Source organism: Bacillus sp. FSL K6-2841 (genome assembly GCF_037976435.1).
GTDB classification, from domain to species: Bacteria; Bacillota; Bacilli; order Bacillales; family Bacillaceae; genus Bacillus; species Bacillus pumilus.
Genome location: NZ_CP150266.1, coordinates 612,326 through 636,646, shown reverse-complemented (window position 1 = coordinate 636,646; position 24,321 = coordinate 612,326). Strand labels below are relative to the sequence as shown.

General features: G+C 38.7%; 22 protein-coding genes and 1 other annotated feature. Of the genes, 10 read left to right on the top strand and 12 right to left on the bottom strand.

Features of this window, described 5'->3' with window-relative positions:
• The first annotated feature begins 38 nt into the window (after positions 1-38).
• Positions 39-968 carry a hypothetical protein gene (locus MHH68_RS03190; RefSeq protein ID WP_339165084.1) on the top strand — a complete coding sequence of 310 codons (930 nt, stop codon included), beginning with the start codon at positions 39-41 and terminating at the stop codon, positions 966-968.
• 594 nt (positions 969-1,562) lie between these two features.
• Here the strand turns inward: MHH68_RS03190 and MHH68_RS03185 are convergent.
• The 3 genes from MHH68_RS03185 to MHH68_RS03175 form a co-directional block, all read right to left on the bottom strand.
• On the bottom strand, positions 1,563-2,642 hold the full coding sequence (locus tag MHH68_RS03185; RefSeq protein WP_339165082.1) for a retron St85 family RNA-directed DNA polymerase: 1,080 nt from the start codon (positions 2,640-2,642) through the stop codon (positions 1,563-1,565).
• Between the two features lie 208 nt (positions 2,643-2,850).
• Positions 2,851-3,153, bottom strand: coding sequence for a hypothetical protein (locus MHH68_RS03180; protein WP_339165080.1), 303 nt, complete (start codon positions 3,151-3,153; stop codon positions 2,851-2,853).
• A 5-nt stretch (positions 3,154-3,158) separates the two neighbouring features.
• Complete coding sequence (locus MHH68_RS03175) at positions 3,159-4,016, bottom strand: hypothetical protein (protein ID WP_339165079.1); 858 nt, start codon at positions 4,014-4,016, stop codon at positions 3,159-3,161.
• A 353-nt stretch (positions 4,017-4,369) separates the two neighbouring features.
• Between MHH68_RS03175 and MHH68_RS03170 the strand changes: the two genes are divergently transcribed.
• The 4 genes from MHH68_RS03170 to MHH68_RS03155 all read left to right on the top strand — a co-directional run bounded on the left by MHH68_RS03170 (position 4,370) and on the right by MHH68_RS03155 (position 9,064).
• Positions 4,370-5,257 (top strand): AraC family transcriptional regulator, encoded by an 888-nt coding sequence (locus tag MHH68_RS03170; protein ID WP_339165077.1) that lies wholly within the window; start codon positions 4,370-4,372, stop codon positions 5,255-5,257.
• 242 nt (positions 5,258-5,499) lie between these two features.
• Positions 5,500-5,762: a binding site (T-box leader), on the top strand.
• A gap of 56 nt (positions 5,763-5,818) precedes the next feature.
• Positions 5,819-7,480, top strand: coding sequence for a 2-isopropylmalate synthase (locus tag MHH68_RS03165; protein ID WP_339165075.1), 1,662 nt, complete (start codon positions 5,819-5,821; stop codon positions 7,478-7,480).
• Positions 7,481-8,560, top strand: coding sequence for an AraC family transcriptional regulator (locus tag MHH68_RS03160; RefSeq protein WP_339165073.1), 1,080 nt, complete (start codon positions 7,481-7,483; stop codon positions 8,558-8,560). It begins immediately after the preceding gene.
• Between the two features lie 18 nt (positions 8,561-8,578).
• Positions 8,579-9,064 carry a YbaK/EbsC family protein gene (locus tag MHH68_RS03155; RefSeq protein WP_050945686.1) on the top strand — a complete coding sequence of 162 codons (486 nt, stop codon included), beginning with the start codon at positions 8,579-8,581 and terminating at the stop codon, positions 9,062-9,064.
• A gap of 79 nt (positions 9,065-9,143) precedes the next feature.
• Here the strand turns inward: MHH68_RS03155 and guaA are convergent, their stop codons facing one another.
• From guaA to MHH68_RS03130, 5 genes are all read right to left on the bottom strand, one after another.
• The gene (gene guaA, locus MHH68_RS03150) at positions 9,144-10,685 is read right to left on the bottom strand and encodes a glutamine-hydrolyzing GMP synthase (protein ID WP_012009093.1); all 1,542 of its coding nucleotides are present in this window, start codon (positions 10,683-10,685) and stop codon (positions 9,144-9,146) included.
• A gap of 186 nt (positions 10,686-10,871) precedes the next feature.
• Positions 10,872-13,076: a transglutaminaseTgpA domain-containing protein gene (locus MHH68_RS03145; RefSeq protein WP_339165070.1), complete on the bottom strand. Its 2,205-nt coding sequence runs from the start codon at positions 13,074-13,076 to the stop codon at positions 10,872-10,874.
• Between the two features lie 9 nt (positions 13,077-13,085).
• Complete coding sequence (locus MHH68_RS03140) at positions 13,086-14,171, bottom strand: DUF58 domain-containing protein (RefSeq protein WP_339165068.1); 1,086 nt, start codon at positions 14,169-14,171, stop codon at positions 13,086-13,088.
• Positions 14,172-14,272: 101 nt separating this feature from the next.
• The gene (locus MHH68_RS03135; protein WP_058015550.1) at positions 14,273-15,235 is read right to left on the bottom strand and encodes a MoxR family ATPase; all 963 of its coding nucleotides are present in this window, start codon (positions 15,233-15,235) and stop codon (positions 14,273-14,275) included.
• Positions 15,236-15,338: 103 nt separating this feature from the next.
• Positions 15,339-16,238 carry a cation diffusion facilitator family transporter gene (locus MHH68_RS03130; RefSeq protein ID WP_044141457.1) on the bottom strand — a complete coding sequence of 300 codons (900 nt, stop codon included), beginning with the start codon at positions 16,236-16,238 and terminating at the stop codon, positions 15,339-15,341.
• Between the two features lie 482 nt (positions 16,239-16,720).
• On the opposite strand from MHH68_RS03130, the gene gabP reads away from it, so the two are divergent.
• The 3 genes from gabP (at position 16,721) to MHH68_RS03115 (ending at position 20,399) form a co-directional block, all read left to right on the top strand.
• The gene (gene gabP / locus MHH68_RS03125) at positions 16,721-18,109 is read left to right on the top strand and encodes a GABA permease (protein ID WP_058015551.1); all 1,389 of its coding nucleotides are present in this window, start codon (positions 16,721-16,723) and stop codon (positions 18,107-18,109) included.
• Between the two features lie 97 nt (positions 18,110-18,206).
• The gene (locus MHH68_RS03120) at positions 18,207-19,736 is read left to right on the top strand and encodes a multicopper oxidase domain-containing protein (protein WP_061406972.1); all 1,530 of its coding nucleotides are present in this window, start codon (positions 18,207-18,209) and stop codon (positions 19,734-19,736) included.
• 288 nt (positions 19,737-20,024) lie between these two features.
• On the top strand, positions 20,025-20,399 hold the full coding sequence (locus MHH68_RS03115) for a carboxymuconolactone decarboxylase family protein (protein ID WP_058015553.1): 375 nt from the start codon (positions 20,025-20,027) through the stop codon (positions 20,397-20,399).
• Here the strand turns inward: MHH68_RS03115 and MHH68_RS03110 are convergent.
• The 3 genes from MHH68_RS03110 to MHH68_RS03100 all read right to left on the bottom strand — a co-directional run bounded on the left by MHH68_RS03110 (position 20,379) and on the right by MHH68_RS03100 (position 22,107).
• Complete coding sequence (locus MHH68_RS03110; protein ID WP_257474570.1) at positions 20,379-20,501, bottom strand: hypothetical protein; 123 nt, start codon at positions 20,499-20,501, stop codon at positions 20,379-20,381. The two genes, MHH68_RS03115 and MHH68_RS03110, sit on opposite strands and share 21 nt — an antisense overlap.
• Positions 20,502-20,615: 114 nt before the next feature.
• The gene (locus tag MHH68_RS03105) at positions 20,616-21,665 is read right to left on the bottom strand and encodes a hypothetical protein (protein ID WP_339165064.1); all 1,050 of its coding nucleotides are present in this window, start codon (positions 21,663-21,665) and stop codon (positions 20,616-20,618) included.
• Between the two features lie 73 nt (positions 21,666-21,738).
• Positions 21,739-22,107: an RlpA-like double-psi beta-barrel domain-containing protein gene (locus tag MHH68_RS03100; protein WP_003213878.1), complete on the bottom strand. Its 369-nt coding sequence runs from the start codon at positions 22,105-22,107 to the stop codon at positions 21,739-21,741.
• Between the two features lie 209 nt (positions 22,108-22,316).
• Between MHH68_RS03100 and MHH68_RS03095 the strand changes: the two genes are divergently transcribed.
• Positions 22,317-22,991: a hypothetical protein gene (locus tag MHH68_RS03095; RefSeq protein ID WP_339165062.1), complete on the top strand. Its 675-nt coding sequence runs from the start codon at positions 22,317-22,319 to the stop codon at positions 22,989-22,991.
• A gap of 321 nt (positions 22,992-23,312) precedes the next feature.
• Complete coding sequence (locus MHH68_RS03090) at positions 23,313-23,780, top strand: hypothetical protein (protein ID WP_058015555.1); 468 nt, start codon at positions 23,313-23,315, stop codon at positions 23,778-23,780.
• A gap of 45 nt (positions 23,781-23,825) precedes the next feature.
• Here MHH68_RS03090 and MHH68_RS03085 read toward each other — a convergent pair whose 3' ends face one another.
• Entirely contained in the window at positions 23,826-24,242 is a 417-nt protein-coding gene (locus MHH68_RS03085; RefSeq protein WP_058015556.1) for a hypothetical protein, read from the bottom strand.
• Between the last annotated feature and the right edge of the window lie 79 nt (positions 24,243-24,321).

Here is a 24,321-nt window from a genome sequence, read left to right as displayed (position 1 = left end):
TTGATATTCATTTAATCACGCAATAATTGGGAGGAAAAATGGAGACTAAAACTCGCATAGAATCATGGTTTAGACAGTGTGAAAAATTTGAATTAAAGCCGTGGGAATGGGATTTCAAACAAAGTTATATCAGTAAGCCGATAAAAAACATCTCACCTATCAGGCTCATGTTAGAGTATAAAAATCATCAACTCAAAGATGTTGGAATCTCTAACGTTACAGGAAAAACTGGTAATAGAGCTGATTGTGATAAAGAACCATTTCATATTTATCAGTTATTATGGGGAACAGAGAATGATCCAAAGCTTGAATCAAAGCTTTATTTGGACAGTCATAATTTACTTCGAGGGGAAACAATGAATTCGTTTTGGACAACTTTTAAAAATAGTGTGATTAACTCAAGTAATAAAAACACTGTTTACAATGAAATTGGCGTTAATCCACAAAAAGCTCTTATAAATCAATGCCCTTTATTAATTACTAATGACAATTTCAAAAACTTTGAATTAGTAAAAAATAATATTTCGGCGTTTGAAAAATTCGCGACTTTATCTCATAGTATTGGAAATTTCACTGTAATACCTCATTGGATGAATAATAGTCGATACAAATTCTCTCAAGATTATTGGGATGTGACATTACAATCATTTTTTTATTTTTTCAAATCAATGGGATGTTGGAGAAATTTTGTCGAAACATACTTTCTTCAACCATATGTAAACAATGATAAAGAATGGACAGTGAGTGAATTTTGGGAAGGTCATTTCTTGAATATAAAGAAACCCAAACAATTAACACCTCAAAATCAAGAGGAATTAATTGAGTATCTACATAAAGTGAATATTAGAATTGAAGAACGAGGCAAATGGATCATCAAAAAAACATGTGACGAATTGAAATTACGACACTTCAAATTTTATGATGAACTAAAAGATATACAGATCCGATTTTCTAACGAAATGAGTTAAATATATGACATTGAACAAGAGAGTACTTTAAAAATAGACCATATTTATTATACACATACAAAGATCCTGTATCCTCTCTACAAGAATATTACTTTAATTCAAAAATTATTGTAAGTAAGTATGTTCTTGAAAAAAAGAATTCATCTTTATGCTAAGAGACCCTTCATACGAAGAGCATGATTCCGGATGAAGAGTTTTCACCGGATATGAAGATGATGATTCAATCAATATCCTTGATAACCTTCCATGTATCGGATCGGAGTACTGTTCAAAATGGATGAATTCTGCAAATAGTGGAAGAAGAACTTCTACGTGCATTTGAGAGAAATGATTAAGGTGAATTTATAAAAATTGATGAAGAGTAGCTTGGCCGAATGCCAAGCTATTTAATTGATAACAGAACAAATGTCCATTTCATGATAAGTTTAATAAAAATTAAAGTCTATTAATATTATTAATAATCTATTTTAGGTGCATTTGTTGTTTAACAAATTACTATTCAACGCCTAAAATACCTACAAACTAAAGTTCCTCACTTGAAATATTTAACACTTAAAAAAAGAAACCTAAATAGGGTAACCAACTTAGAAAAAACTACTCATTACTACTTATCTTTAGTAGTAAGTTCTTAAGATATTGGTAATCTTCTTTTACTTCCTTATCATTTGGATTAATATCGTTAATAAAATTAGCCATTCCTAATAAGTGATAAAGATAATTGAGTTTATTTAAATTATTAATTCTTTTAACATGTGAATCAAGGCCATATCTTTTGACATAGTACATGCTCTGTCTAAAGTCTCTTCTATATTTCCTAGATGCTTGCATTTTTTCGTTGACTACAATTCCAGTTACTTCTTGCCTCTGATTTTTTTTCCGAACCCTTGTTTTAGATTCGTTAATTGTAAATCCCTCAGATTGAAGTAGTTGTTTTACAAATTTTATTATGAAACCTTCATTAAAATCACCTGAAAATGTTAAATCATCTGCATATCTAGTGTATCTAATATCATGCTTTTTGCAAAAACCAGAAATTCTTATATCTAACCTTTTTGTTATTAAATTAGACAACATTGGACTTGTTGGTGATCCTTGCGGAAGCCCATTATTTAGAGTACATAGATTTGCTAACATAACTGAAACCTGTTTACTGTATCCTAAATTCCTATAGAATAAATAAACTTTATTAAAATTTATTGATCCAAAATAATCCTTAATATCGATAGTAAGTAATTTTGGTTGTCTTCTATGAAATCTTGCATTGTCTTTAATTGAAAATCCTGCCCTGAAAGCTTTGGAATATTCACTTGGCTCTAAATTAGATAATAATTCACTTAATATCCATCGCTGAATATTTTTAAGGTTAGGTAACGGTTCTGAAATAGTTCTATACTCTCTTTTATTTTTCTTAAGAATGTCAAATTCCCTATAAAATAATTCTTGTGAATTTGAAACTTTCAATAAGTATTTTTCTTCGTAGCCTACTAATAATGACAGGTGTAACTGATCATAAATTATCGGAAGACCTTGATCAAATAGTTTTTTAGCATAACCCAGACATTTATCTATATATTCTTGATTTTTTCCTTCAAATATCGCATAATGATAAAATTTCGTTTTATATTCTTCCCATTTCATAAAATCACCATATGTATCTGTCCAATTACCATTCAATTAGGCTATCTTGCCATACTGGAAGCTCTAGATTTCAGTATGCCACGGAGGCGTTAGCCGTAGTGTGTTAATAAACTTTGGAATTGAGCTCTGAGAAATGGAAAAGTTTATTAACACAAGGCTTGAAAATACAGTTCTTCTTCGCTTGGCGACTCGCCAAACGTGTGAAATAAACATCACAAAAAGTCTAATCGGACTATTTTAAAAATTATATATTTTCAGGTAAATATATATCATATTTACTTCTTCTTTCTTCAAGAAAATACTCTTTTTGGGGACTAATTATTGCCTCTGAATTTTTCCTCCCTAGCTTTTTATTATATTCAACCAATAAATTTTCTCCTATATTGGTCAGGATTACACCATTAATATTAAATTCAACTAACTTGTTCTCTAAACCGATATTTATCATAGTAGCTATTTGAGAGTACTGATATCCGTGTTTAGTTAAATTTTCTACATTTCCATTCTTTTTAACTAACTGTAAAAGCAGAACTATTTCATCATCCATCTATTTCACCTCGGAAATGGCGCAATTCGATTTTTTTTCTCCTTCCAAAATACAGGGAATGTATTATTAGGAGTTCTAACAAGAGTAATTAATGCTTCAGAACCCTTAAAACCTAACCTTTCATTTTTATGCGCTTTGATCTTTTTTTCTATGGATTCCATTAATCTGATTTTCTCAGATGCAATATCTGGGGTATAGTAATCAGTTATACCCTTATTAAAGATCAATGCTGTATGAATATTAAATCCTAATCCTTTCAAATTAGAAATACCAGCTTCTAATGTGGCTATTGATAAAATCAAAATTTTCTTTTTATCAATTTTTTTCTCATTAATTAAGTAATTAATAGCATCAGATGCAGTGTCTCCAGTACCTACAAAATCGTCCAGTAAAAATAAAATACTATCATCTCTGTTAACAAGTTCACTTTCCACATCTAGACCATCTATATATTTAATTTTTTTAAAAGCAAGTTCTTGTATATTACTGATAGCATTTCTAGCTATATATTGAACCATAGTTGAACTCTTACTTTTCCCGAAATCATCCGGGGAGATCAATGGAGCAATATATATATTATTTATACTTGTAATATCAAATTCTTTATAGCTGACAAGACTCGAAAATAATTGTTTAATATAAATTAAATAATCCTCATATTTAATCCTTGTAAATCTTTCAGTCAGTTCTAAAATCAACATCTGTTGATCATCAGATAAATCAAGTAATGTACTACAATATCGATTGAACAGACTCACTTCGTTTGAACCATCTTCAATTTCCCAAGATTTTTCTCCGAAAATTTTAACTAGCCTAGCAAAGACATCAGCACGTAGTTTCTTTTTTGTTTTTTTTGACTCCATAAGTGTCACTCTTTATAATTTTAATATACTATATTTTACTTTTAATTAAACACTTTGTAAACAATTTCTTTTACATTCTATTCAAGAGAGAAACAGATCAACTCATAGCGGATGTCTAGGGGGAACCGTGAAGTATTGCCAGATGTCACGCTTAAAGCCGAATTTGGCAATTCCTTCGCATAGTATCCCCCCCAATTCCCGGACGATTTCTAGATTTTCTTCAGAAATTCCACCCAGTACACCGCTACCTAGGACTAAACGGTCCATTCTATAATTGCAACATAGCACAAAAAATCAAGTTTCTAAAAGATGATTTCCTCTATACTAAACTCGTAAGGCAAGGAGGTGCTCGGTTGTCCTATCAAGAACATGAGAAAACGATTCAAGAAACATTAAATTATATTGAACAGCATCTGAAAGATGATTTACCGCTTCAAACTCTAGCGAAACACGCTGGTTATTCTAGGTTTCACTTTCACCGTATATTCAAAAAATTGATTAAGAAGTCAGTTGTTGACTATATACGGGAACGTCGAATGACCCAAGCGGCGAAGGATTTAATTCATACGGACCAGAGGGCGATTGACATCGCATTGCAGTATCGATTTAGTTCACAGGAATCCTTCACTAGAGCCTTTAAGAAGATATATGACATGTCACCCGCACGTTATCGGAAATTATTAAGGAATGTGATTAATGAGGAGGAAACAAATATGGCTGATCATCAGAACACACCTACTGGCTGGATTATGACGGGGGATACCCCATCTGACTATGAAACAGGTTTGGATAACAAAATTGTACACAGTGGGACTAACTCCGCTTATTTAAAATCAAAAGATAAAAAAGCTGGAGGTTTCGCAACATTGATGCAGCAAATTAAGTCTGAGCGTTACAAAGGGGAACGTCTTCAATTTTCCGCTTTTGTCAAAAGCGAAGATGTGAAAGGCTCAGCTGGTTTATGGATGAGAATTGACCACTCTTCAGGTGAAATTCTTGCGTTTGACAATATGATGAACCGTCCTATTACAGGAACAAATGGATGGAATCATTTTAGTGTCGTACTAGATGTTCCAATAAAAAGTGAAGTCATTGCGTTTGGCATATTACTACAAGGTCCAGGTCAAATTTGGATGGACGAACTTAGTTTTAAAATTGTAGATGAAAGTGTGCCAGTGACAGAACAAAATACTGTGGATCATTTAGAGGATGAACCAGTGAATTTAAACTTTGAAGGATAACAGACTGAATTTAAGAGGAGGTTAATTGTCATGAAAAAAATTGGTGCCATTTTATTGTTCGCTTTGAATTCACTCACCTTTATTTGTGGCCTTGGATTTTTATTTGGTGAGGAGGATACCACAGTAAAACAGAAGTAAACTGAAGATAAGCACCCATAGGACAAAAAAAATCAATTGAAAAAGACATCCCTACCACTATCTCTTTTTTGTCATCTTGGTATAATAGAAAAAATCAGAAAAATTAGAATGCGATGATAAGGAATAGTACTTGCCTAAATGTTTTCAGAAAGTTGCTGGTTGATGAGAAGCAATAACAAAAAGGCAGGGAACTCACCTTAGAGTAGCCTTAGTGAAATGAAAAGGATTGATGTAGTTAAGGTCGGCACCCCACCGTTATATGGGAAGGATATAAGATATAACAATCTGTATCCGTAAGGGCATGATAATGTAAGGTTATCATGAAACAGGGGTGGTACCGCGTAAGAAGAAGTCTTTCGTCTCCAAGTTCAATCAAGGAGATGATAGGCTTTTTTTATATTCCAATTACAGGAGGAATGGATGATGTTTAACCACAAAAAATACGAAAAGAAATACTTTTTGCCACCGAACCTTACCTATGATTGGGTGAAGAAAGAAACATTAGAAAGTGCTCCGATATGGTGCAGTGTGGACTTGCGGGATGGAAATCAAGCATTACCTATTCCAATGAACTTAGAAGAAAAATTGGAAATGTTTCAGTTACTAATAGAGATAGGTTTTAAAGAAATTGAAATCGCATTTCCAGCTGCTAATGATACGGAGTTTAAGCTATTACGGACACTGATTGATCATCATATGATTCCAGACGATGTCACGATTATGGTGATCACACAAGCAAGAGAGCATATTATCCGCCGAACCTTCGAAGCCATTAAGGGGGTACCGAAAGCGATTGTTCATTTATATAATTCGACGTCAGAAGCGCAGCGCAGACAAGTATTTCAGAAAACAAAAGATGAAATTAAACAAATTGCCATTGATGGCGCTATTTTAGTAAAAGAACTGGCCGAAAAAACAGAAAGTGATATTTATTTTCAATATAGTCCTGAAAGCTTTCCAGGAACAGAAGTGGATTATGCATTAGATATTTGTAATAGTGTTTTAGATATTTGGAAACCGACACCACATCACAAAGCGATCATCAATATTCCGACAACAGTTGAATATTCAATGCCTCATATCTTTGCAAGTCAGATTGAGTATATACACAAAAACCTGTCTTACCGAGACAGTGTGACATTGTCTGTTCACCCTCATAATGACCGTGGCTCTGGAGTGAGTGATGCAGAATTTGGTGTGCTAGCTGGCGCAGAAAGAGTCGAAGGGACATTATTTGGTATCGGTGAGCGTACAGGGAACGTAGACTTGATTACCTTGGCGATGAATATGTATTCACAAGGCTATGACCCAAAATTGAATTTCAATAACCTAGAAGCGATTCGTAAAAAATATGAAAAACTAACCAAAATTACTGTTCATGAGAGACAGCCATATTCTGGCGAGATGGTATTCACCGCATTCTCTGGGTCACATCAAGATGCGATATCTAAAGGTATGAAATATAGAAAGGAACATCATGTTGATAAATGGGACGTTCCGTATATCCCAGTAGATCCAGTTGACTTGGGGAGGAATTATCAAACGGATGTGATTCGAATCAATAGCCAGTCTGGAAAAGGTGGCATAGGTTATATCCTAGAAACAAATTATGGCATTCAACTTCCTTATCAAATGAATGAAGCCATGGGATATGCAGCGAAGAAAGTATCTGATCAGACAAATAGGGAATTGTCTGTCGAAGAAATATATCATGTTTTTAAAGAGCAGTATGTTGATTTTCACCCTCATTTCCAGCTGCTTGATTATCAATTTCATAAAGGAGAGAAGCAAGAAGTCACCTTAACTTTGCTGAGAGATGATCAACAAATTGAAATACAAGGAACTGGCACTGGAAGTTTAGATGCAATCAGTAATGCGTTAAAAGCACACTTTAATCTCGAGTATGTTTTGGAAGTCTATGAACAGAATTCTTTGGGCAAGGATTCTCAAGCAAAAGCCTGTGCACAGATTGGAATTTCATATCAAGGAAAAATGCATTGGGGTGCTGGAATTGATAAAGATATTATAGAAGCAACAGTGAAGGCCCTGGTGGTTGCAGTAAATAGACTAGAGGTTTGGATGTAGATGGAAAAAGATAAACTTGAAAAACATGAAGCAATGCAATTTTTAAGAGAATATAACGAGCAAGAAATCTTTTATCAACAATACCAACAGAAAAAGCATGACAATCAATCATTGCAAATATTTTTGAAGGATTATGATCAAAATAATTTCATGCATAAGCAAATATATATAGAAGAATTTTTGCTAAAAGGGCAGAACGAATTTGAAAAAGAGGATACCATGTGGTTAGGTCAGGAGAATGATATCGAAGTGAGAAAGTATAGCCGTTTTATGCCTCAATTGTCGGCTATCCATGATTTCTTTGAGATGATCTATGTTCTAGAAAATGAGATGTATGTAGAAGTGGAAGATAAAAAATTGGCTTTAAAATCAGGAGATATTGCCTTTATACCACCTGACACAATACACAAGCCAATTGTAATGGAGAATACAATCGCAATCCAAATCATGATCCGTAAAAGTACTTTTCAAAAAGTGTTTTTTAAAATGTTAAAAGGCAATCATGTCATTTCAGAGTTCTTTTTGAATGCATTGTATATAAAAGAAAATAAAAATATTCTTATTTTCCATAGTCGCTTGGATAAAAATTTGCTAGACTGCTCTCTTCAACTATTTACAGAAAATCACAATCGGTTTCCTGGTTACCAGTTGATTATGAATAATTTGTTTGAGATATTATTATGTCTCTTATTAAGATTCAAACCAAGTCATATGAACGTAAATCAGGTCAAACAATATAGTGATATACGTATGATTCAAATGCTCCAATATATTCAGCAATGTTGTGAGCATATCACAATCCAGAAGATGGCAGAGGAATTTAACCTTTCACAATCGTATCTGTCAAAATATATAGCTCGTAAACTTGGCAAATCATTTAGTGAGATCCGACAAGAAATAAGATTGGAGAAAGCCTGCCAAATGCTCACTGGTAGTGATTTAAAAATAGATGATATTGCGACAGCTGTTGGTTATCAAAATGTAGAGCATTTCATTCGTTTATTTAAGAAAAAGTTTCACATAACACCACATCAATATCGTTTAAATAATAAAGTCGAGCAAACTTCAAATCAATACTAATAAAAAGGAGAAATCATCATGTCGATCAAGAAAGTAAAAGATTATTTTAAACAATATGATATGGATACTCGGATTCAGGAATTTTCAGTATCTAGTGCAACCGTAGACTTAGCTGCTTCTGCATTGGGCTGCGAACCTGAAAGAATCGCAAAAACACTCTCCTTTCTAGTAAATGGACAAGCTATTTTAGTTGTGACCTCTGGTGATGCAAAAGTTGATAACAAAAAATTCAAGGAATATTTTAAAACAAAAGCTAAAATGCTTTCTCCTCATGAGGTCGTTGACTTGGTCGGTCATGAAATTGGCGGAGTATGTCCTTTTGCTATAAAGAATGGCGTTTCTGTTTATTTAGATATTTCACTAAAACGTTTTGAAACAGTCTATCCAGCCTGCGGGAGCAGCAACAGTGCGATTGAACTAACAATAAAACAATTAGAAAAATACTCCGGTTATTCACAATGGATTGATGTGTGTAAGGGCTGGAATGATTCATTAACACATTAAAACGGAAGGAAAAAGTGCGATTAAAAATAAAAAAGAGCTAGAAACCCTTGATACACAAAGGTTTCTAGCTCTATTATTACTATTCCCACTCAATCGTAGCAGGCGGCTTACTCGTAATATCATACACCACGCGGTTCACATGCTTCACTTCATTCACGATACGAGTAGAGATCTTTTCAAGTACATCCCAAGGGATTCTTGCCCAGTCACTCGTCATCCCATCAATCGAAGTAACAGCACGGATGCCGATTGTGTAGTCATATGTTCTTGCGTCACCCATGACACCTACGCTGCGGATGTCTGGGAGAACCGTGAAGTATTGCCAGATGTCGCGCTCAAGGCCGAAGTTGGCAATTTCTTCGCGTAGAATTGCATCCGATTCACGGACGATTTCTAGTTTTTCTTCAGAAATTTCACCTAGTACACGGATACCTAGTCCTGGACCTGGGAATGGCTGTCTCCAGACGATGTCGTCAGGAATGCCCAGCTCTGAACCTAAGGCACGGACTTCATCCTTGAATAGCGTGTTCAAAGGCTCAATCAATTCGAACTGCATGTCTTCTGGAAGACCACCTACGTTGTGGTGAGATTTGATTGTTTGTGCCGTTGCTGTTCCGCTCTCAATGATATCTGTGTAAAGTGTTCCTTGTGCTAAATAGTCGATTCCTTTTAGCTTGTCCGATTCATCATCGAATACATAGATGAATTCGTTACCGATGATTTTACGTTTTTGCTCAGGATCAGACACACCTTTTAGCTTGTTTAAGAAGCGATCTTTCGCATCTACTTTAATCACGTTCATGTTGAAACCTTCACTAAATGTTTTCATAACCCCTTCTGCTTCGCCTTTGCGAAGAAGACCGTGGTCAACGAAAATACATGTCAGCTGATCACCGATGGCTTTGTGAATCAATACCGCCACAACAGATGAATCTACACCACCGCTTAGTGCGCACAATACTTGTTTGTCGCCTACTGTTTCACGGATTTTCTGCATTTCGATTTCAATGAAGTTCTCCATTGACCATTTGCCATCGCAGTCACACACGCCGAAGACAAAGTTTTTCAATAGGTCATTTCCGTATTCAGAGTGACGAACCTCTGGGTGGAACTGAACGCCATAGAAATTCTTCTCAGCTAAACTCATCGCTGAGTTTGGACAATGTGCACTTGTTGCATCAACTGTAAAGCCTTCTGGTACTTCAACAACGAGGTCACCATGGCTCATCCAAACGACTTGATCAGTCGGAAGGTCTTTGAATAAAGCAGGCGTTCCATTAATGTGGATATCTGCTTTTCCGTATTCACGCTGGCTTGCCGCTTCTACTTTCCCGCCTAAATAGTGAGTCATAAGCTGCATGCCGTAGCAAATGCCTAGAACCGGAATGTCTAGATCAAAAATCTTTTCATCACAGCGGAAAGATCCTTCATCATAAACACTGTTTGGTCCGCCAGAAAGGATGATTCCTTTAGGCGCCATTTCTTTAATTTCTTCAGCAGTTAAAGTGTGCGGATGAAGCTCACTGTACACACCAAATTCACGAATACGGCGTGTGATCAGCTGATTGTACTGACTGCCGAAATCTAGAACCAAAATCATTTCATTTACTAAATTTGTCATGGTGTCACCTCTATGTCCAATATATTTTTTTATAAACGCACAGAAAAAATGAGAGGAGAAAACCTGCTCTCAGTGTGAATCACGCTTTTGAAGCGCCCAGACTCACATCCGAACGCTTCAATTTCATGTATTTTAGAAGGTTTTAATATTCACCTATTCTAACAACAGGAAGGTACGGGGTCAAGACTATCTCCTGTTTATTAAATTTTCCCATAACTTTGCGGATTGCCCCCAAAGCACCGACGCATCCTCTCGTCGATAGAGTGCCCGCTCATAGAGCTGCGTCAGCTCTGACATCCGATGATCTCCATCCTTGTCATCGATCAAAGAAGCGAATTCTCTTAGCGTCATGCCAGGTTTTTTCTCAATTCCCCTGCGCTTCAGCTGCTTTAATAGCGCAGCATACGCATAGAAGAATGCTTCCTCCTCTGGCAGACGTTTCACCTTTCTCACAATAAAGAATGGCAGCCATTTTGCTCTGAATCGATAAAGCATCCAGCTGATCAAGCCTAGAAGGATCATAGCTCCTGCCGCAAAACCCAGGATTGAACCAACATGTACCATATTAGGCTTCGCTTGCGCTGTTTGTTTCTTTGGTTCAGCCGTCTGCGCTGTCTCCTGCTGCTGCGGCTGTTCGGCCTGCTGATCTTCGCTTGCATCGGAGCTAGACTGATCTTCTTCCTTTTGATCATCATCTGCTTGATCACTTGAAGCCGATTCATTTGTAAAGGTCTCTGGGTTCGTAAAACCTTTTGTCGGTTCGAAGGTCACCCAGCCTCTATTTGGAAAATATACCTCTACCCATGAATGCGCATTGTTATTGGTCACTTCATACACATTGTTTCCATCCATCTGTGTTTCATATAATTGACCTGACGTGTACCCTTTCACCCATCTCGCCGGAATCCCAATCGAACGAAGCAGTACAATCATAGAGGTTGAAAAGTTATCACAGTAGCCGATCATCGTATCAAACAAAAATTGATCCACATAATCTTCTTGACGACTAGGCACAGCGACATTTTGCGTTTCATATGAAAACTTCGCAGACCCTAAGTAATCCTCAATCGCTTTAGCCTTATCATACATATTATCCTTCGTTTCCGTTAAGCTGTTTGCCAATGTTTTCACTCGCTCTGGCAATGAGGAAGGAAGCTGTAAGTATTCACGGCCAACCTCCTGATTGACCTGCTTCTTTGTCGGTACTTTGATTCTCTGCAAATCCTCAAGGATAAATGTAGGAGACAAAAAGGTGACTTGGTAGTTCCCTAAATTTTTCGGCGGATTTTGAATGGATGGGACGATTTTCTCCGTTTTCCCCATCATTTGCAGCGGAATGTTTTCCATTGGCATCAGCATGATCGTCCCAATCGGATAGACGGCATGATTAAATCGATAATTCGATTCCATGTCAACTCTCGTTTCGTGCTCGTCTGTTTTTACACGCTCGGTAAACCAGCGATTCGGCACACTGTCCTCTTTTAGCCGCGTAGGTTTCGTATCATTTGAGGCATCCTCCCAGCCCTTTCCGGTGTAGATGCTCTTTGTTTCGACACGAAAGTAGGAGGGTTCCTTCCCGCTCCATTTAAAGACCGGTGTGCGGTCCTCACTAAATGGTCCGCCAAGCGATGAATCATCTGTACTATATCCCACCTTATTCTGTCCGGCAGAGCCATCTTGATTCGTCACCGCCTTAAAAAATGGGACAGGATCAGGCCATTTCGGATCAGACTTTGGTAAAGAAGCGCCGAGTGTCGCTGACAGAAGAACAAGCGCCAGCATGGGCAAAAACCACTTTAGACGCGCCTTCTGTGATACCCGAATGCCTTCAGTCGAACGCAGTCGATCGAAATACAGCAACCCAAGCAAACAAAAACCAAACACCATAATACGAACGATCGCAAAGGTTGCATCATATGGCGTAAACGTATCCAGAATCGTGACATACACAATCGTCATAAGTAAAAAGAAAAAGATACGCTGCTGATAGACCACCCAATAATGAAGCAAGTAGACAAGCAGCCATAGCAAAATATAAAACAATAATGTGCGGAAGGAGGGATACATGTCACTCCACATACCTGTGCTCATCAAGGTGATATTATCTTTGATATCAGCAAATAATGGAGCCGGATAGCTTGGCTCTGCTTGATAAAAGATCAAATATAAGGCGAGCAAAATCAAGCCAGTACAAATAGGAAACGTCACATACCACTTCAAACGAAAGAATGTAAACAAACATGTAAGCCCTATAAAAATGATGAAATAAGACGTATGACTCGTCTCTGTAAAATCTTGAAGCGGTCGAAGCCATTCCCAAAGCAGCAGGAATGCTACAGCATAATAGATGAACAACTCAAAACGGCTTTGCCGCTGATGCGTATGCAGCATAAATGTTTGTCACCTCACAGTTCTTTCGTGCAGCCGGTCTTCAAATAAAACGGTCGTGCGTATTCCAGATGCCTTGAGCCGGTCTACAAGTTGTTTTTCTTTTGTCGTGAATCGATCCACGGCTCTCTTCACTAAAAGAACAGTGATGTTCTTTCTGTTTCGATTTCCAAAGAGGCTCGCAGCAAGCTCTTCATGCAGATGACCCGTAATGACATATTTTCCAGAGTATTGGTACTCACTCGCTGCGAACGCTTTATATTCGAGTAAGCGAGAAGGATGATGCTGCACCCTTGTTAAAAAGTAAAGCATGTCCTGCAAATGAGATTCCCCTTGATCCACTCGAAAGACACGCTGATCACCAAGTGGGACAAGGCCTGCCGGAACCCCTTTTTTCACTGCCGATTGGAGGACAGACGCTGCAATAGACACGACGGTCTCAAAAACCGCTTCATCGGTAAAATCAGCAAACACGACAAGATCCTTTGTTTGATTCTGTTCAAACTCCTTCGTCATCAACTGGCCTCTTCTAGCTGTCGTCTTCCAGTCCACCCAGGCAAAACGGTCGCCTTGCTGATATTCCCTTACACCTGTTGTCACATGGGTCGGTTCATTTAACCACGAGTGAACCGCTTTGCCTCCATTTTCATTCAATGACTCAGCAGACTCCACCTGAAGATCGAGCATTTTCGGATAAACAAGCAGCTTTTTTTCTAACGGGATGATGACTTCTTTCTCCACAAAACCAAACATATCACCCGTTTTGATTCGAACTGCTGACAAATGATGTTCCCCGCGCATGACATCATTCAATTGATAGGAAAAACGCCACGTTTTCCGAAACCAAGGAAACAGTATTTGCTTCATTTCAATTTGTTCCTGTAAATGAAAGGTGTCTGGCGGATCCTCCTCAATCAAGACGTAAACGTATGGAAATAGATTTGTCCGCTTGATTTCAAGGTCAACAGGCAGCACGTCTCCCGCCTTCAAGTGAGTTTGTTGTAATGTCCTTTTCGCAGTCACTCTCAGCGGAACAAGCGCAAACAGCAAAGCATACAATGCATATGGTAAAAATGCATAAAAAAGGAACCAACTCACAAACCCTCCTTGAAACATGGCATAACAAAAGACTGCGGCAGTGAGAATGATGAGCATCATCACCCGTAACCATAATGAAAAAGCGAAACGATGACCTAATTTCATTGACTCATCGACTTTTGAACTGGCACGCCAATTTGCTCAAGCATTTGTCGCAGCAGTGTCTCCGCCTTCTTCCCTTCATACGTCGCTTCTGATGTCAAAATCATTCGATGCGGTAATGTATAAGACGCCAAATACTGTACATCATCAGGAATCACATAATCTCGCCTGTTCAACAGCGCATACGCCTGAGCCGCTTTCATAAGGGCGATCGATCCCCTTGGACTCACACCTAGATAAACAGATGGATGCTGACGTGTCGCCTGTGCAATTTCCACAATATATTCTTTAATGGATGCATCCACATGAATGGTCTGAACCGCTTGCTGCAGCGCATGGATATGATCCTTTGTCATCACTGCCTGGAGCGTATCAATCGGGGACTGCTTCTCCTGCAAGTTGAGTACCTCCAGCTCTTCCAGCATGGTCGGATACCCCATTTGTAGCTTGAATAAAAAACGGTCCATTTGCGCTTCTGGCAGTGGATAAGTCCCTTCATATTCCACTGGATTCTGCGTAGCCATGACGAAAAAAGGATCAGCAAGCAGCATTGTTTCTCCGTCCACTGTGACACTGCCTTCCTCCATCGCTTCGAGCAATGCAGACTGTGTTTTTGGAGAGGTCCGGTTGATCTCATCAGCCAAAATGATCTGTCCCATAATGGGACCTTGCCTAAATTCAAATTCATTTGTCTTTTTATTATAAATCGACACACCTGTTACATCAGATGGCAAAAGATCAGGAGTGAATTGGATTCGCTTAAACTCACAGCCAATCGATTTTGCCAAAGCACGAACCATCATCGTCTTCCCAACACCAGGCACATCCTCTAGCAGCACATGCCCCTTCGCCAAAATCGCAACAAGGCTTAATATCGCAATGTCTTTCTTCCCAACCATGACTTTATTGATGTTATCTACGATTTTTTTTAAATCTGAATGCATTGGTTCATCAAATGCCATCCTGATCCTCCTATCACGTTTCCGTTAAATTTCATATAGTCTAACTTTACCATACAACGCGCAATTGCATAAAACATCAACACGTAGAAAAAAAGAAGCCTTCTCACGATGGAAAAGACTTCTTCTCTTCTTTTGGCTCACCTGCTGGCTCCATATGAACATGAGAGTGAAGAATATCATGTTCCTTCTTCATTCTACGTTCGATCTCATCTGCAATATCATGGCTTTCTGCAATGTTCAAGTGCGGCTCGACCTCCACTACTACATCCACATGGACCGTGCTTCCGAGATACCGTGCCTTAATATCTTTCAAATCGCCCACCCCAGGTGTTGCTTCAATGGTCTCTTTATATTTGGACATATCTTTTATATGAAAACCGTCCGTTAACGAATGAGAAGCATCTCTGAAAATCTCCCACGCCGTTTTACAAATAATGAGGCCAATCACAAACGCTGCAAGCGTATCAATCCATGCCAGTTGAAATTGAGAGGCGATAATCCCTACAAATGTTCCGATACTCACATACGCATCTGATTTATTATCAGCTGCTGCTGCATGAAGAGCCTGGCTATTGATCCGTTTGGACAGATTGCGGTTGTAAATATACACACCATACATCACCACAGCACTTCCTGCTGCCGTCCAAGCTGCGATCATATCGGGTGTTTGATGCTCAGACGAGAAGAGCGACTGGCCTGCACTCAGCAGAACCTGAAGTCCAACAAGCATCATAATAAAGGACGCCACAAGAGACGCAATATTCTCTGCTCTAAAATGACCGTATGGATGATCTTCATCAGGCGGTTTTTGAGAAATACGAAGTCCAATCAATACTGCAAGGGATGCAATAATATCCGTCGTATTATTCAATCCATCTGCCGAAAGGGCTTCTGAATGAAACGTATACCCAATCAGAAGTTTCACCGCAGATAAGATCACGTAGGCAATGATGCTGACCCAAGCACCTGTTTCACCTTGTCTTAATTCGTTATAGCGCTCCATGTCGAACCGCGCCTCCTCACACATCACTTTTCTATTATTTATCTTACAAAGCAAAGCCCGTGTGGGTCTACAGCAACATGATTCGCTTGTGTCAGCAAAATAGGATACATAGAAATGTGTTGACCTAAGTAAACTTATTTTTATAAGGTCAATTGACCTCAAGACCTACTCCCATCAACCTTTTTCCAATTCACTCTGCGAGGATCATATGGGCAATATCACTCTTACTAATTAATTGTCAGAATAATTTTATTTTAAGACACAACTTCTCTTCATCCGATTTTATGCTATTTTTAAGAATGAACAGAGGAAAAAGAGGGAACATAATCTCTCAAATCCTTTATACTTTTTAACATCATGTTAAGAGGTTTGAAATGTCAGTTTGATAACCTGTCCAATGCTGAATGACAATTCAGTGTGATAAAATTTAAAATATTCTAAAAACAAATTCTCTATCAGGAGAAATGTTTGGAGGTAAAGACATGTCCAACATGACAAACGGTCTTCAAAAAAATCTTAAAACAAGACATATTTCAATGATCTCCATTGCTGGGGTTATTGGCGCAGGGCTATTTGTTGGTAGCGGCGCTGTCATTCATTCTGCAGGGCCTGGATCCATTCTTTCCTATTCTTTTGCCGGACTTCTCGTGATCTTTATTATGAGAATGCTTGGAGAAATGGCATGCGCCTATCCGACAAGCGGTTCCTTCTCACAATATGCGAGCGACGCCATCGGTCCATGGGCCGGTTTTACAATTGGCTGGCTTTATTGGTTCTTCTGGGTGATTGTCATCGCCATCGAAGCCATTGCTGGTGCTGCCATTATTCAGTATTGGTATGGAGATGCACCCGTTTGGCTCACAAGTCTTATCCTCACGATCCTCTTAACATTAACAAATATCTTTTCTGTTAAATCTTTTGGCGAATTTGAATATTGGTTCTCATTAATAAAAGTCGTCAGCATTATTCTCTTTCTACTCATCGGTTTTGCATTTATCTTTGGTTTTGGTGGTCATCATACTGTAGGTCTTGCTAATTTAACGGGGAACGGCGGTTTCCTTCCAAATGGATTCAGCTCTGTTTTACTCGGAATTGTCGTTGTCATCTTTTCCTTCATGGGAACCGAGATTGTGGCAATAGCGGCCGGAGAATCAGCAGACCCGGTCAAGTCTGTGACAACAGCTACCCGCTCTGTTGTATGGCGTATTATCATATTCTACGTCGGATCAATCGCTGTCGTTGTCACCCTGCTTCCATGGAATTCAGCAAGTATTTTAACAAGCCCGTTCGTTGCGGTATTAGAATACATCGGGGTTCCATCAGCCGCTCAAGTCATGAACGTCATTGTTTTAACAGCCGTTCTATCTTGCTTAAACTCCGGATTGTACACAACGTCCAGAATGCTTTATTCATTGGCAGAAAGAGGCGAAGCACCGAAACGCTTTATGAAAATCAGCAAACGTGGTGTTCCTGTAGCGGCTACAGTTGCTGGCACCTTCTTTTCCTACATTGCCGTCATGATGAACTACTTTTATCCTGAAACCATCTTTTTGTTCTTAGTCAATGCATCCGGTGCGATTGCCCTTCTTGTCTACTTAGTCATTGCTGTTTCACAATTAAGAATGCGCCGTAAAATCGAAAAAGAAAATCCAGAACAACTCAAAATCAAAATGTGGCTGTACCCATATCTCACGTACTTTACCATTTTGGTCATTTGCGCCATCTTGGCATCAATGCTGTTTATCGAATCAATGAGACCACAGCTCATTTTGACAAGTATCATTACCTTCGGTGTGCTTGCTGCTTATTTCATCTTTAAACCGAATAAAAAGGTGCCTGCAAATGCAGCGCTTGAAAATAAACATCCGTAATGTTCCCGCTGATAAGCGGGTTTTTTATTTTATTCACCTATTTTGATGTCCGCACTTATACTGTATCAAATTGGATTTTAAGTGAGGATTAGACAACATGAACCTAGAAAAATTTGTTGATGAGCTGCCAATTCCAGAAGTTGCGGAGCCCATCAAAAAGAACCCAAGACAAACGTATTATGAAATCGCTATGGAGGAGGTATTTCTAAAAGTTCATAGAGACCTGCCCCCAACCAAGCTATGGACCTATAATGGCAGTTTGCCTGGTCCAACCATTCATGCGAATCGAAATGAAAAAGTCAAAGTGAAATGGATGAACAAATTGCCACTTAAACATTTTCTACCGGTCGATCACACCATTCACGAAGGCCATCATGATGAACCAGAAGTCAAAACCGTCGTTCATTTACATGGAGGTGTCACACCAGCAAGCAGTGACGGCTATCCAGAGGCTTGGTTTTCACGAGACTTTGAAGCAACCGGCCCCTTCTTTGAACGAGAAGTGTACGAATACCCAAATCATCAGCAAGCCTGCACATTGTGGTATCACGATCATGCGATGGCATTGACACGACTAAATGTGTACGCCGGTTTAGCTGGGTTTTATTTGATCTCAGATGCATTTGAAAAGTCCTTAGAACTGCCGAAAGATGACTATGACATTCCTTTAATGATTATGGACCGTACGTTTCAGGAGGATGGCTCTCTGTTTTATCCAAGCAGACCAAACAACACGCCAGAAGACAGTGACCTACCAGATCCGTCCATCGTGCCCTTCTTTTGCGGAGAAACCATTTTGGTCAATGGAAAAGTATGGCCGTATTTAGAAGTAGAACCACGAAAATACCGTTTTCGTATTTTAAATGCATCCAATACAAGAACTTACGAGCTGCATCTAGACAACGATGCGACGATTTTGCAAATTGGATCTGATGGCGGCTTTTTGCCAAGACCTGTTCACCATCAATCCTTTAGCATTGCTCCTGCTGAGCGATTTGATGTCATCATCGATTTTTCGGCTTACGAAAACAAAACGATCATCCTTAAAAATAAAGCCGGCTGCGGACAGGAAGTAAATCCTGAAACAGATGCCAACATCATGCAATTTAAAGTCACACGTCCGCTAAAAGGAAGAGCGCCTAAAACATTACGGCCTATTTTCAAACCGCTTCCACCGCTTCGTCCTAGTCGAGCTGATAAAGAGCGCACGCTCACTCTTACGGGTACACAGGATAAATACGGCCGCCCCATTTTATTGCTGGATAACCATTTTTGGAATGACCCCGTCACGGAAAATCCTCGGCTGGGCAGTGTAGAGGTTTGGTCCATCGTCAATCCAACAAGGGGTACACATCCCATTCATTTACATCTTGTTCAATTTAGGGTGATAGACAGAAGACCATTTGATACAGAGGTCTATCAATCGACAGGAGACATTGTGTATACAGGACCGAACGAAGCCCCTCCTTTACATGAACAAGGCTACAAGGACACCATTCAAGCGCATGCCGGTGAAGTCATTCGAATCATCGCTCGCTTTGTTCCATACAGCGGCAGGTATGTGTGGCATTGTCATATATTAGAGCACGAAGATTATGACATGATGCGGCCGATGGATATTATTTAGTAACATGAAACCGATCCCCCGTCACATACGTAAAAACATGTATTGAGTAAATCATTACGAAGGGCTAACAGACAGCGATATATTAGCCCTTTCCTTCCTTTTCATTGAATCATTCTAAAATAAAACAAAGCAAGACTTAAAATGGCATTTATTTGTACATTCAACACTTAAAAAGTTGACGCAGCAAACCGATAATACTACTATATACCCATTGCATGTATCAAAAGGCACATTTGCCACAATGAACGAACAAATGGAAAATTGCGATAAAAAACGGAGGAGTTCAATTTGAATGAAGAAAAAGAGACTTGCCAGATCACACAAGAAACAGCGGCAGGTAACATAGAGAAGCTTTCAATTCAGAAAAACGAGAGCATTCGGTCAAATATTGAACAGCTAACAATTGAACTCGGTGAACAAAAAGAATTCAACCACTTCATATTAGATGAAAAACAAAAGGCCATCAGCACATTATCTGCCCTCATTACAAAAGGCGATTGTGATGAAGAATTAAAGACTCATTTTGAACAAGCATTACATATCGGACTTTCTGTCATAGAGATCATGGAGATTATTAAGCACTGTACAAAAGTTGCTGGATTCCCTCACTCCATTAATGCCCTGTTTATCTTTCAAAACTTATTAGACAATAACACCAAATAAATCAGTGAAAACGAGAAGCCATCTGTCCTCTCGTTTTTTATGTCCATTCATATTACTCTCTTTCTTTTCCTCTGTCACATAAGCAAAATATGAAAATACCACACATTTCCCACCTTAAAAACTGATTTTCCTTACATAAATTCCTCAATTTCTGCAACATGTCAAACGACAAAATAAAAAAACGTCCAGTTATATAAAAATAACTGAACGTACCTTTTATCGATTGACAGTGAAATTGTTAACAATCCCGCCTTCCTTCTCCCATGCGGCTTCCACTGTTTTTTTCTTGATATCGTATTCAAAAATCGTTCTTACCTTTGCTTTTCGTCCGGTATCATCCTTTAATTCCTTTGCGTTTTTAGCAACACCTAAGAAATAAACAGAAGACCCATCCGTAGAAAATTGCGGCTGTGCGGCACTTAAAATATGCACATTCTTACTGTTCTTAACAAGTGTTGCCTGTTTTCCTGTTTCTACATCTAGCATTTTAATAGAGGATACTTCTTTTTCATTTCGCATCTTCACTTCTGTATAAATCAATGTCTTATGATCTGGTGAAAATGAAATATCATTAATCGTTTGCGAGATGCGTGCAATTCGCTTCCCCTTAGTGCCTGTTTGAAGGGTGATCTTCATGGTCGTTGGTTCAGGGTCTCTTCCCTTTTCATTCGCTTCGTCGGTTTTCTTGTAATCTTCTTTTAAGGAATAATGCTGGATTGCCAGAAGGTTTGACGCCGGATCATATGCAAAAGAACTTACCGTGTCATCCTTGCTTTTTTCTGGATACAATACATCCACTTTGTGTGTGTTGACATCAAACATAGCGACATAAAATTGTTCCCCAGAATCCTTATTATACCTAAGATATAACTGTTTCCCGTCTCCAGACAGCCTCATACTGTCGATGGAATCATCACTCGTAAATAACGTTTTTTCTTCATCCGTTTTTACATTCAGTTCTCGAATACTCACTTTTTGCGTGTCTTCATCCGTATACGTGTAATATAAAAGCTGTTTCGTAGAATCATAAGCAATCGAAGGATATGCTGTCAGTTTCTCCGTATGAAGCGCCCGGTCATGCAGATAATACGTATTGTTTAACTGTTGATCTGTAAATGAAACGAGTAATTCGTCTTTTGCATTCTGATTTGTTTTCACTTTTCCCGCATGCTTCGTCTCTTGATCCGGCTTCATCATAAAGAAAATGACGGCCGCAATCACTGCGACTCCGATGACCGTGATGATCCACCATGTTGATTTTTTCATTGCCTTTCAGACCCTCTCTACAAGAAAAGAAGCCAGAAAATGAACTTTTCCCGCTTCTTTGCATGCCTATGTATTAATAAGTGTAATGTCCTTTTACGACACCTTTACTTGTTTTATACCCAAGTGCTTTGAATGCTTTTGGACTAACGTCTAATACAGCGTTTGGCATTCTACCTACATCATATTTATATACTGTAATCACTTTATGTGGTTTCGCTTTTGTTGTCACTCTTAATTTTGTACCTTTTTTCGGTACGTCAAATCCCATTTTAGTTGCTGCATCCCAATGACCGAGTTTTTTTCCATCTGCGCCTTTTTTACCGACACCATTATACCAAGTAATATTGCCGCTTACTTTTTTTGCACTTGCTCCATGTGAGAAACTAAACGCCAAAAATAAACTAGCTACTGTTACGATTGTCGCGATAAGCTTTTTATTCATTAAAAAATCCTCCGTATTTGGTTTCTGAACTCATTATACATGAAGATGCACCCTTTTATTTTACAGACACGTTACAATTCGAATACAAGTTGACCACTTTTCGACCGGTTTTTTTCATAATTAATACCAAAACCATCCATAAAATTGTAAGTAGATCCCTCCTTTCATTTTATATAATGAAAGTGAATCCATTTTAGGGAGGAATTTTCATGAAAAAGTGGTTTATCGTTTTGAGTGTAGGTTTGGCCTTCGTTTTGATGCTATCAAGTATTCCCGCCTCTGCAGCTGGTCCTCGTCACGGCGCGATTGTGACACAAACGGATGATGCCAAATGGTCAGGTATCTCGGCTGATATTGTGCTGCCGAAAACAGCTACCATTAAAAATGGCTATGCGGACTGGTATCTCGGCCTCGGTTCTGCCGTTGTTGAGAGCGGTATTTCAAAAACGTCTTCTGGCTACAAGGTCTTTCTAGGCAGCGGCTCACAAGGCGGCAGCAAATACTGGAACAGCGAATACGATAAGAGCATTAAGGATGGCGCACGCGTCAACTTAAAGCTCATCAATAATGGTGATGGCACAGTGTCACTATACGTCAATGGGACATTGCGCTATAAACAGCCTGTTTACAACCCTAGTCGTCTGAAAAACCTCGATGTCGTCAAGATGGTACACGGTGTACAAGATAATGGTACAAACAGCTACTCACAAGCAAGCTTCTCAAATGTACAGCTTCGTGCAAATACTTCAGGAAGCGTCTATAAAAAATGGGATGGATCCATCAAATCATCGCTTTTACGTAAAAATTTAGAGTCTGGTGCTGCGGCTCCTAAATTCACCGTCATTTCTTCTGTTCCATTAAGTACAAGCCTTTCAGCACAATAAGAAAAAAAAACGCCCTTTTTGGGTGCTTCAGATTGTTGACAAAGGGCTAAAATGAACTTTATTTTAGCCCTTTGTTTTCTTTTCAGCGTGATAGAAAACCTTTGAAGTCTAGGAAGGACGAGCATCGAAGCGGAGCGAATTTGACATTCGTGAGCACCGGAGCGCAGACCTGACAACGAATGCGAAGGTTTGTCTACACGCTGAAGCGCCCTTTTTGGGTGTTTTTTATTGTTCACAGCATATCAACACTTCTCTTTTAATCAAATCAAGGATTCGTGGTAACATAAACATACATACTTCGAAGAAAAAAGGAGAACGAACGTGAAAAAAAATCTACTTGTTTTCATGAGCCTAGTTGCAAGTCTCTTCATGCTAGCAGCTTGCTCAAATACGGCAAACGAACAAAAAACAGAAACGAAGGCACTTCCAACGATTAATGAACGTATTCAAAAAGAAACGAAAGAAGTGATGGAGCAGTCTAAACTTATAAAAGACACGGATATCACTGTTGATCAACAGAAAAAAGTCATTTCTTTACATGTAACAGCTTCTTCTGATACCAATAGTGATTACGCTGAAGTCATCGGTTTAAACTTTGCCAAAACGCTGGCCATTGGGGCATCAACTGAAAAAGAAAACAACCTGCACAAACCTGAAAATGACAGTCTTGGCGCCCTCTATTCCTTTTACGACCTAAACATCACCGTGAAACAAGAAAACGGTAAGGTGCTGGCAAAGGGAACGAAAAAAACAAATGAAACAAAGATCACTTGGGAAAGAGCCCAATAATTTAGAAAAGCTTGTAGAGGATCGCTCTACAAGCTTTTTTCAAGTTTATACAAACAAATCGTCTCTCATCGCATCGACCAGTGTGTGAATATCTGAGTGAGTCCATGATGCTAATCGTACCAACAAATCATCTATACACTCATACAAATGATGTTCCCTCAAAATATACTCCTTATAAAATGGAATGACAAAGAAATAGAGCAAATCAGCCAATTCAAGCGCAACGATATCGTTATCCTCAACTTCTAACGCCTGTCCAACACGTTGAATCAGCCAATGCAAATCTGCTTTCTTTTCAATCGGAACATACATCAGTTGATGAATATTATCCGTATCCTTCATTTGTAAAATCCGCTCAGCCGCTTCCTTTGACAGCGCCCCAATTTCTGTAGAAGATATATTCACAACCGCTAATTCATCCTCTGATCTCACTTGATTCATTTGCAGCAAGTTTTGGTCCATCTTGACTCACTCCCCATTTCTCAGATACTTTTATTATAAGGAATCGATCTGATTTTTTATGGAAATAGTGGATTTTTTT

What these genes read in the sequence shown, in the direction of transcription:
- MHH68_RS03190 (WP_339165084.1), top strand. Translation starts at nt 39, where the DNA reads ATGGAGACTAAAACTCGCATAGAATCATGGTTTAGACAGTGTGAAAAA.
- MHH68_RS03180 (WP_339165080.1), bottom strand. Translation starts at nt 3,153, where the DNA reads ATGGATGATGAAATAGTTCTGCTTTTACAGTTAGTTAAAAAGAATGGA.
- MHH68_RS03175 (WP_339165079.1), bottom strand. Translation starts at nt 4,016, where the DNA reads ATGGAGTCAAAAAAAACAAAAAAGAAACTACGTGCTGATGTCTTTGCT.
- MHH68_RS03165 (WP_339165075.1), top strand. Translation starts at nt 5,819, where the DNA reads ATGTTTAACCACAAAAAATACGAAAAGAAATACTTTTTGCCACCGAAC.
- MHH68_RS03160 (WP_339165073.1), top strand. Translation starts at nt 7,481, where the DNA reads ATGGAAAAAGATAAACTTGAAAAACATGAAGCAATGCAATTTTTAAGA.
- MHH68_RS03155 (WP_050945686.1), top strand. Translation starts at nt 8,579, where the DNA reads ATGTCGATCAAGAAAGTAAAAGATTATTTTAAACAATATGATATGGAT.
- guaA (WP_012009093.1), bottom strand. Translation starts at nt 10,685, where the DNA reads ATGACAAATTTAGTAAATGAAATGATTTTGGTTCTAGATTTCGGCAGT.
- MHH68_RS03145 (WP_339165070.1), bottom strand. Translation starts at nt 13,076, where the DNA reads ATGCTGCATACGCATCAGCGGCAAAGCCGTTTTGAGTTGTTCATCTAT.
- MHH68_RS03135 (WP_058015550.1), bottom strand. Translation starts at nt 15,235, where the DNA reads ATGGCATTTGATGAACCAATGCATTCAGATTTAAAAAAAATCGTAGAT.
- MHH68_RS03130 (WP_044141457.1), bottom strand. Translation starts at nt 16,238, where the DNA reads ATGGAGCGCTATAACGAATTAAGACAAGGTGAAACAGGTGCTTGGGTC.
- gabP (WP_058015551.1), top strand. Translation starts at nt 16,721, where the DNA reads ATGTCCAACATGACAAACGGTCTTCAAAAAAATCTTAAAACAAGACAT.
- MHH68_RS03120 (WP_061406972.1), top strand. Translation starts at nt 18,207, where the DNA reads ATGAACCTAGAAAAATTTGTTGATGAGCTGCCAATTCCAGAAGTTGCG.
- MHH68_RS03105 (WP_339165064.1), bottom strand. Translation starts at nt 21,665, where the DNA reads ATGAAAAAATCAACATGGTGGATCATCACGGTCATCGGAGTCGCAGTG.
- MHH68_RS03100 (WP_003213878.1), bottom strand. Translation starts at nt 22,107, where the DNA reads ATGAATAAAAAGCTTATCGCGACAATCGTAACAGTAGCTAGTTTATTT.
- MHH68_RS03095 (WP_339165062.1), top strand. Translation starts at nt 22,317, where the DNA reads ATGAAAAAGTGGTTTATCGTTTTGAGTGTAGGTTTGGCCTTCGTTTTG.
- MHH68_RS03085 (WP_058015556.1), bottom strand. Translation starts at nt 24,242, where the DNA reads ATGGACCAAAACTTGCTGCAAATGAATCAAGTGAGATCAGAGGATGAA.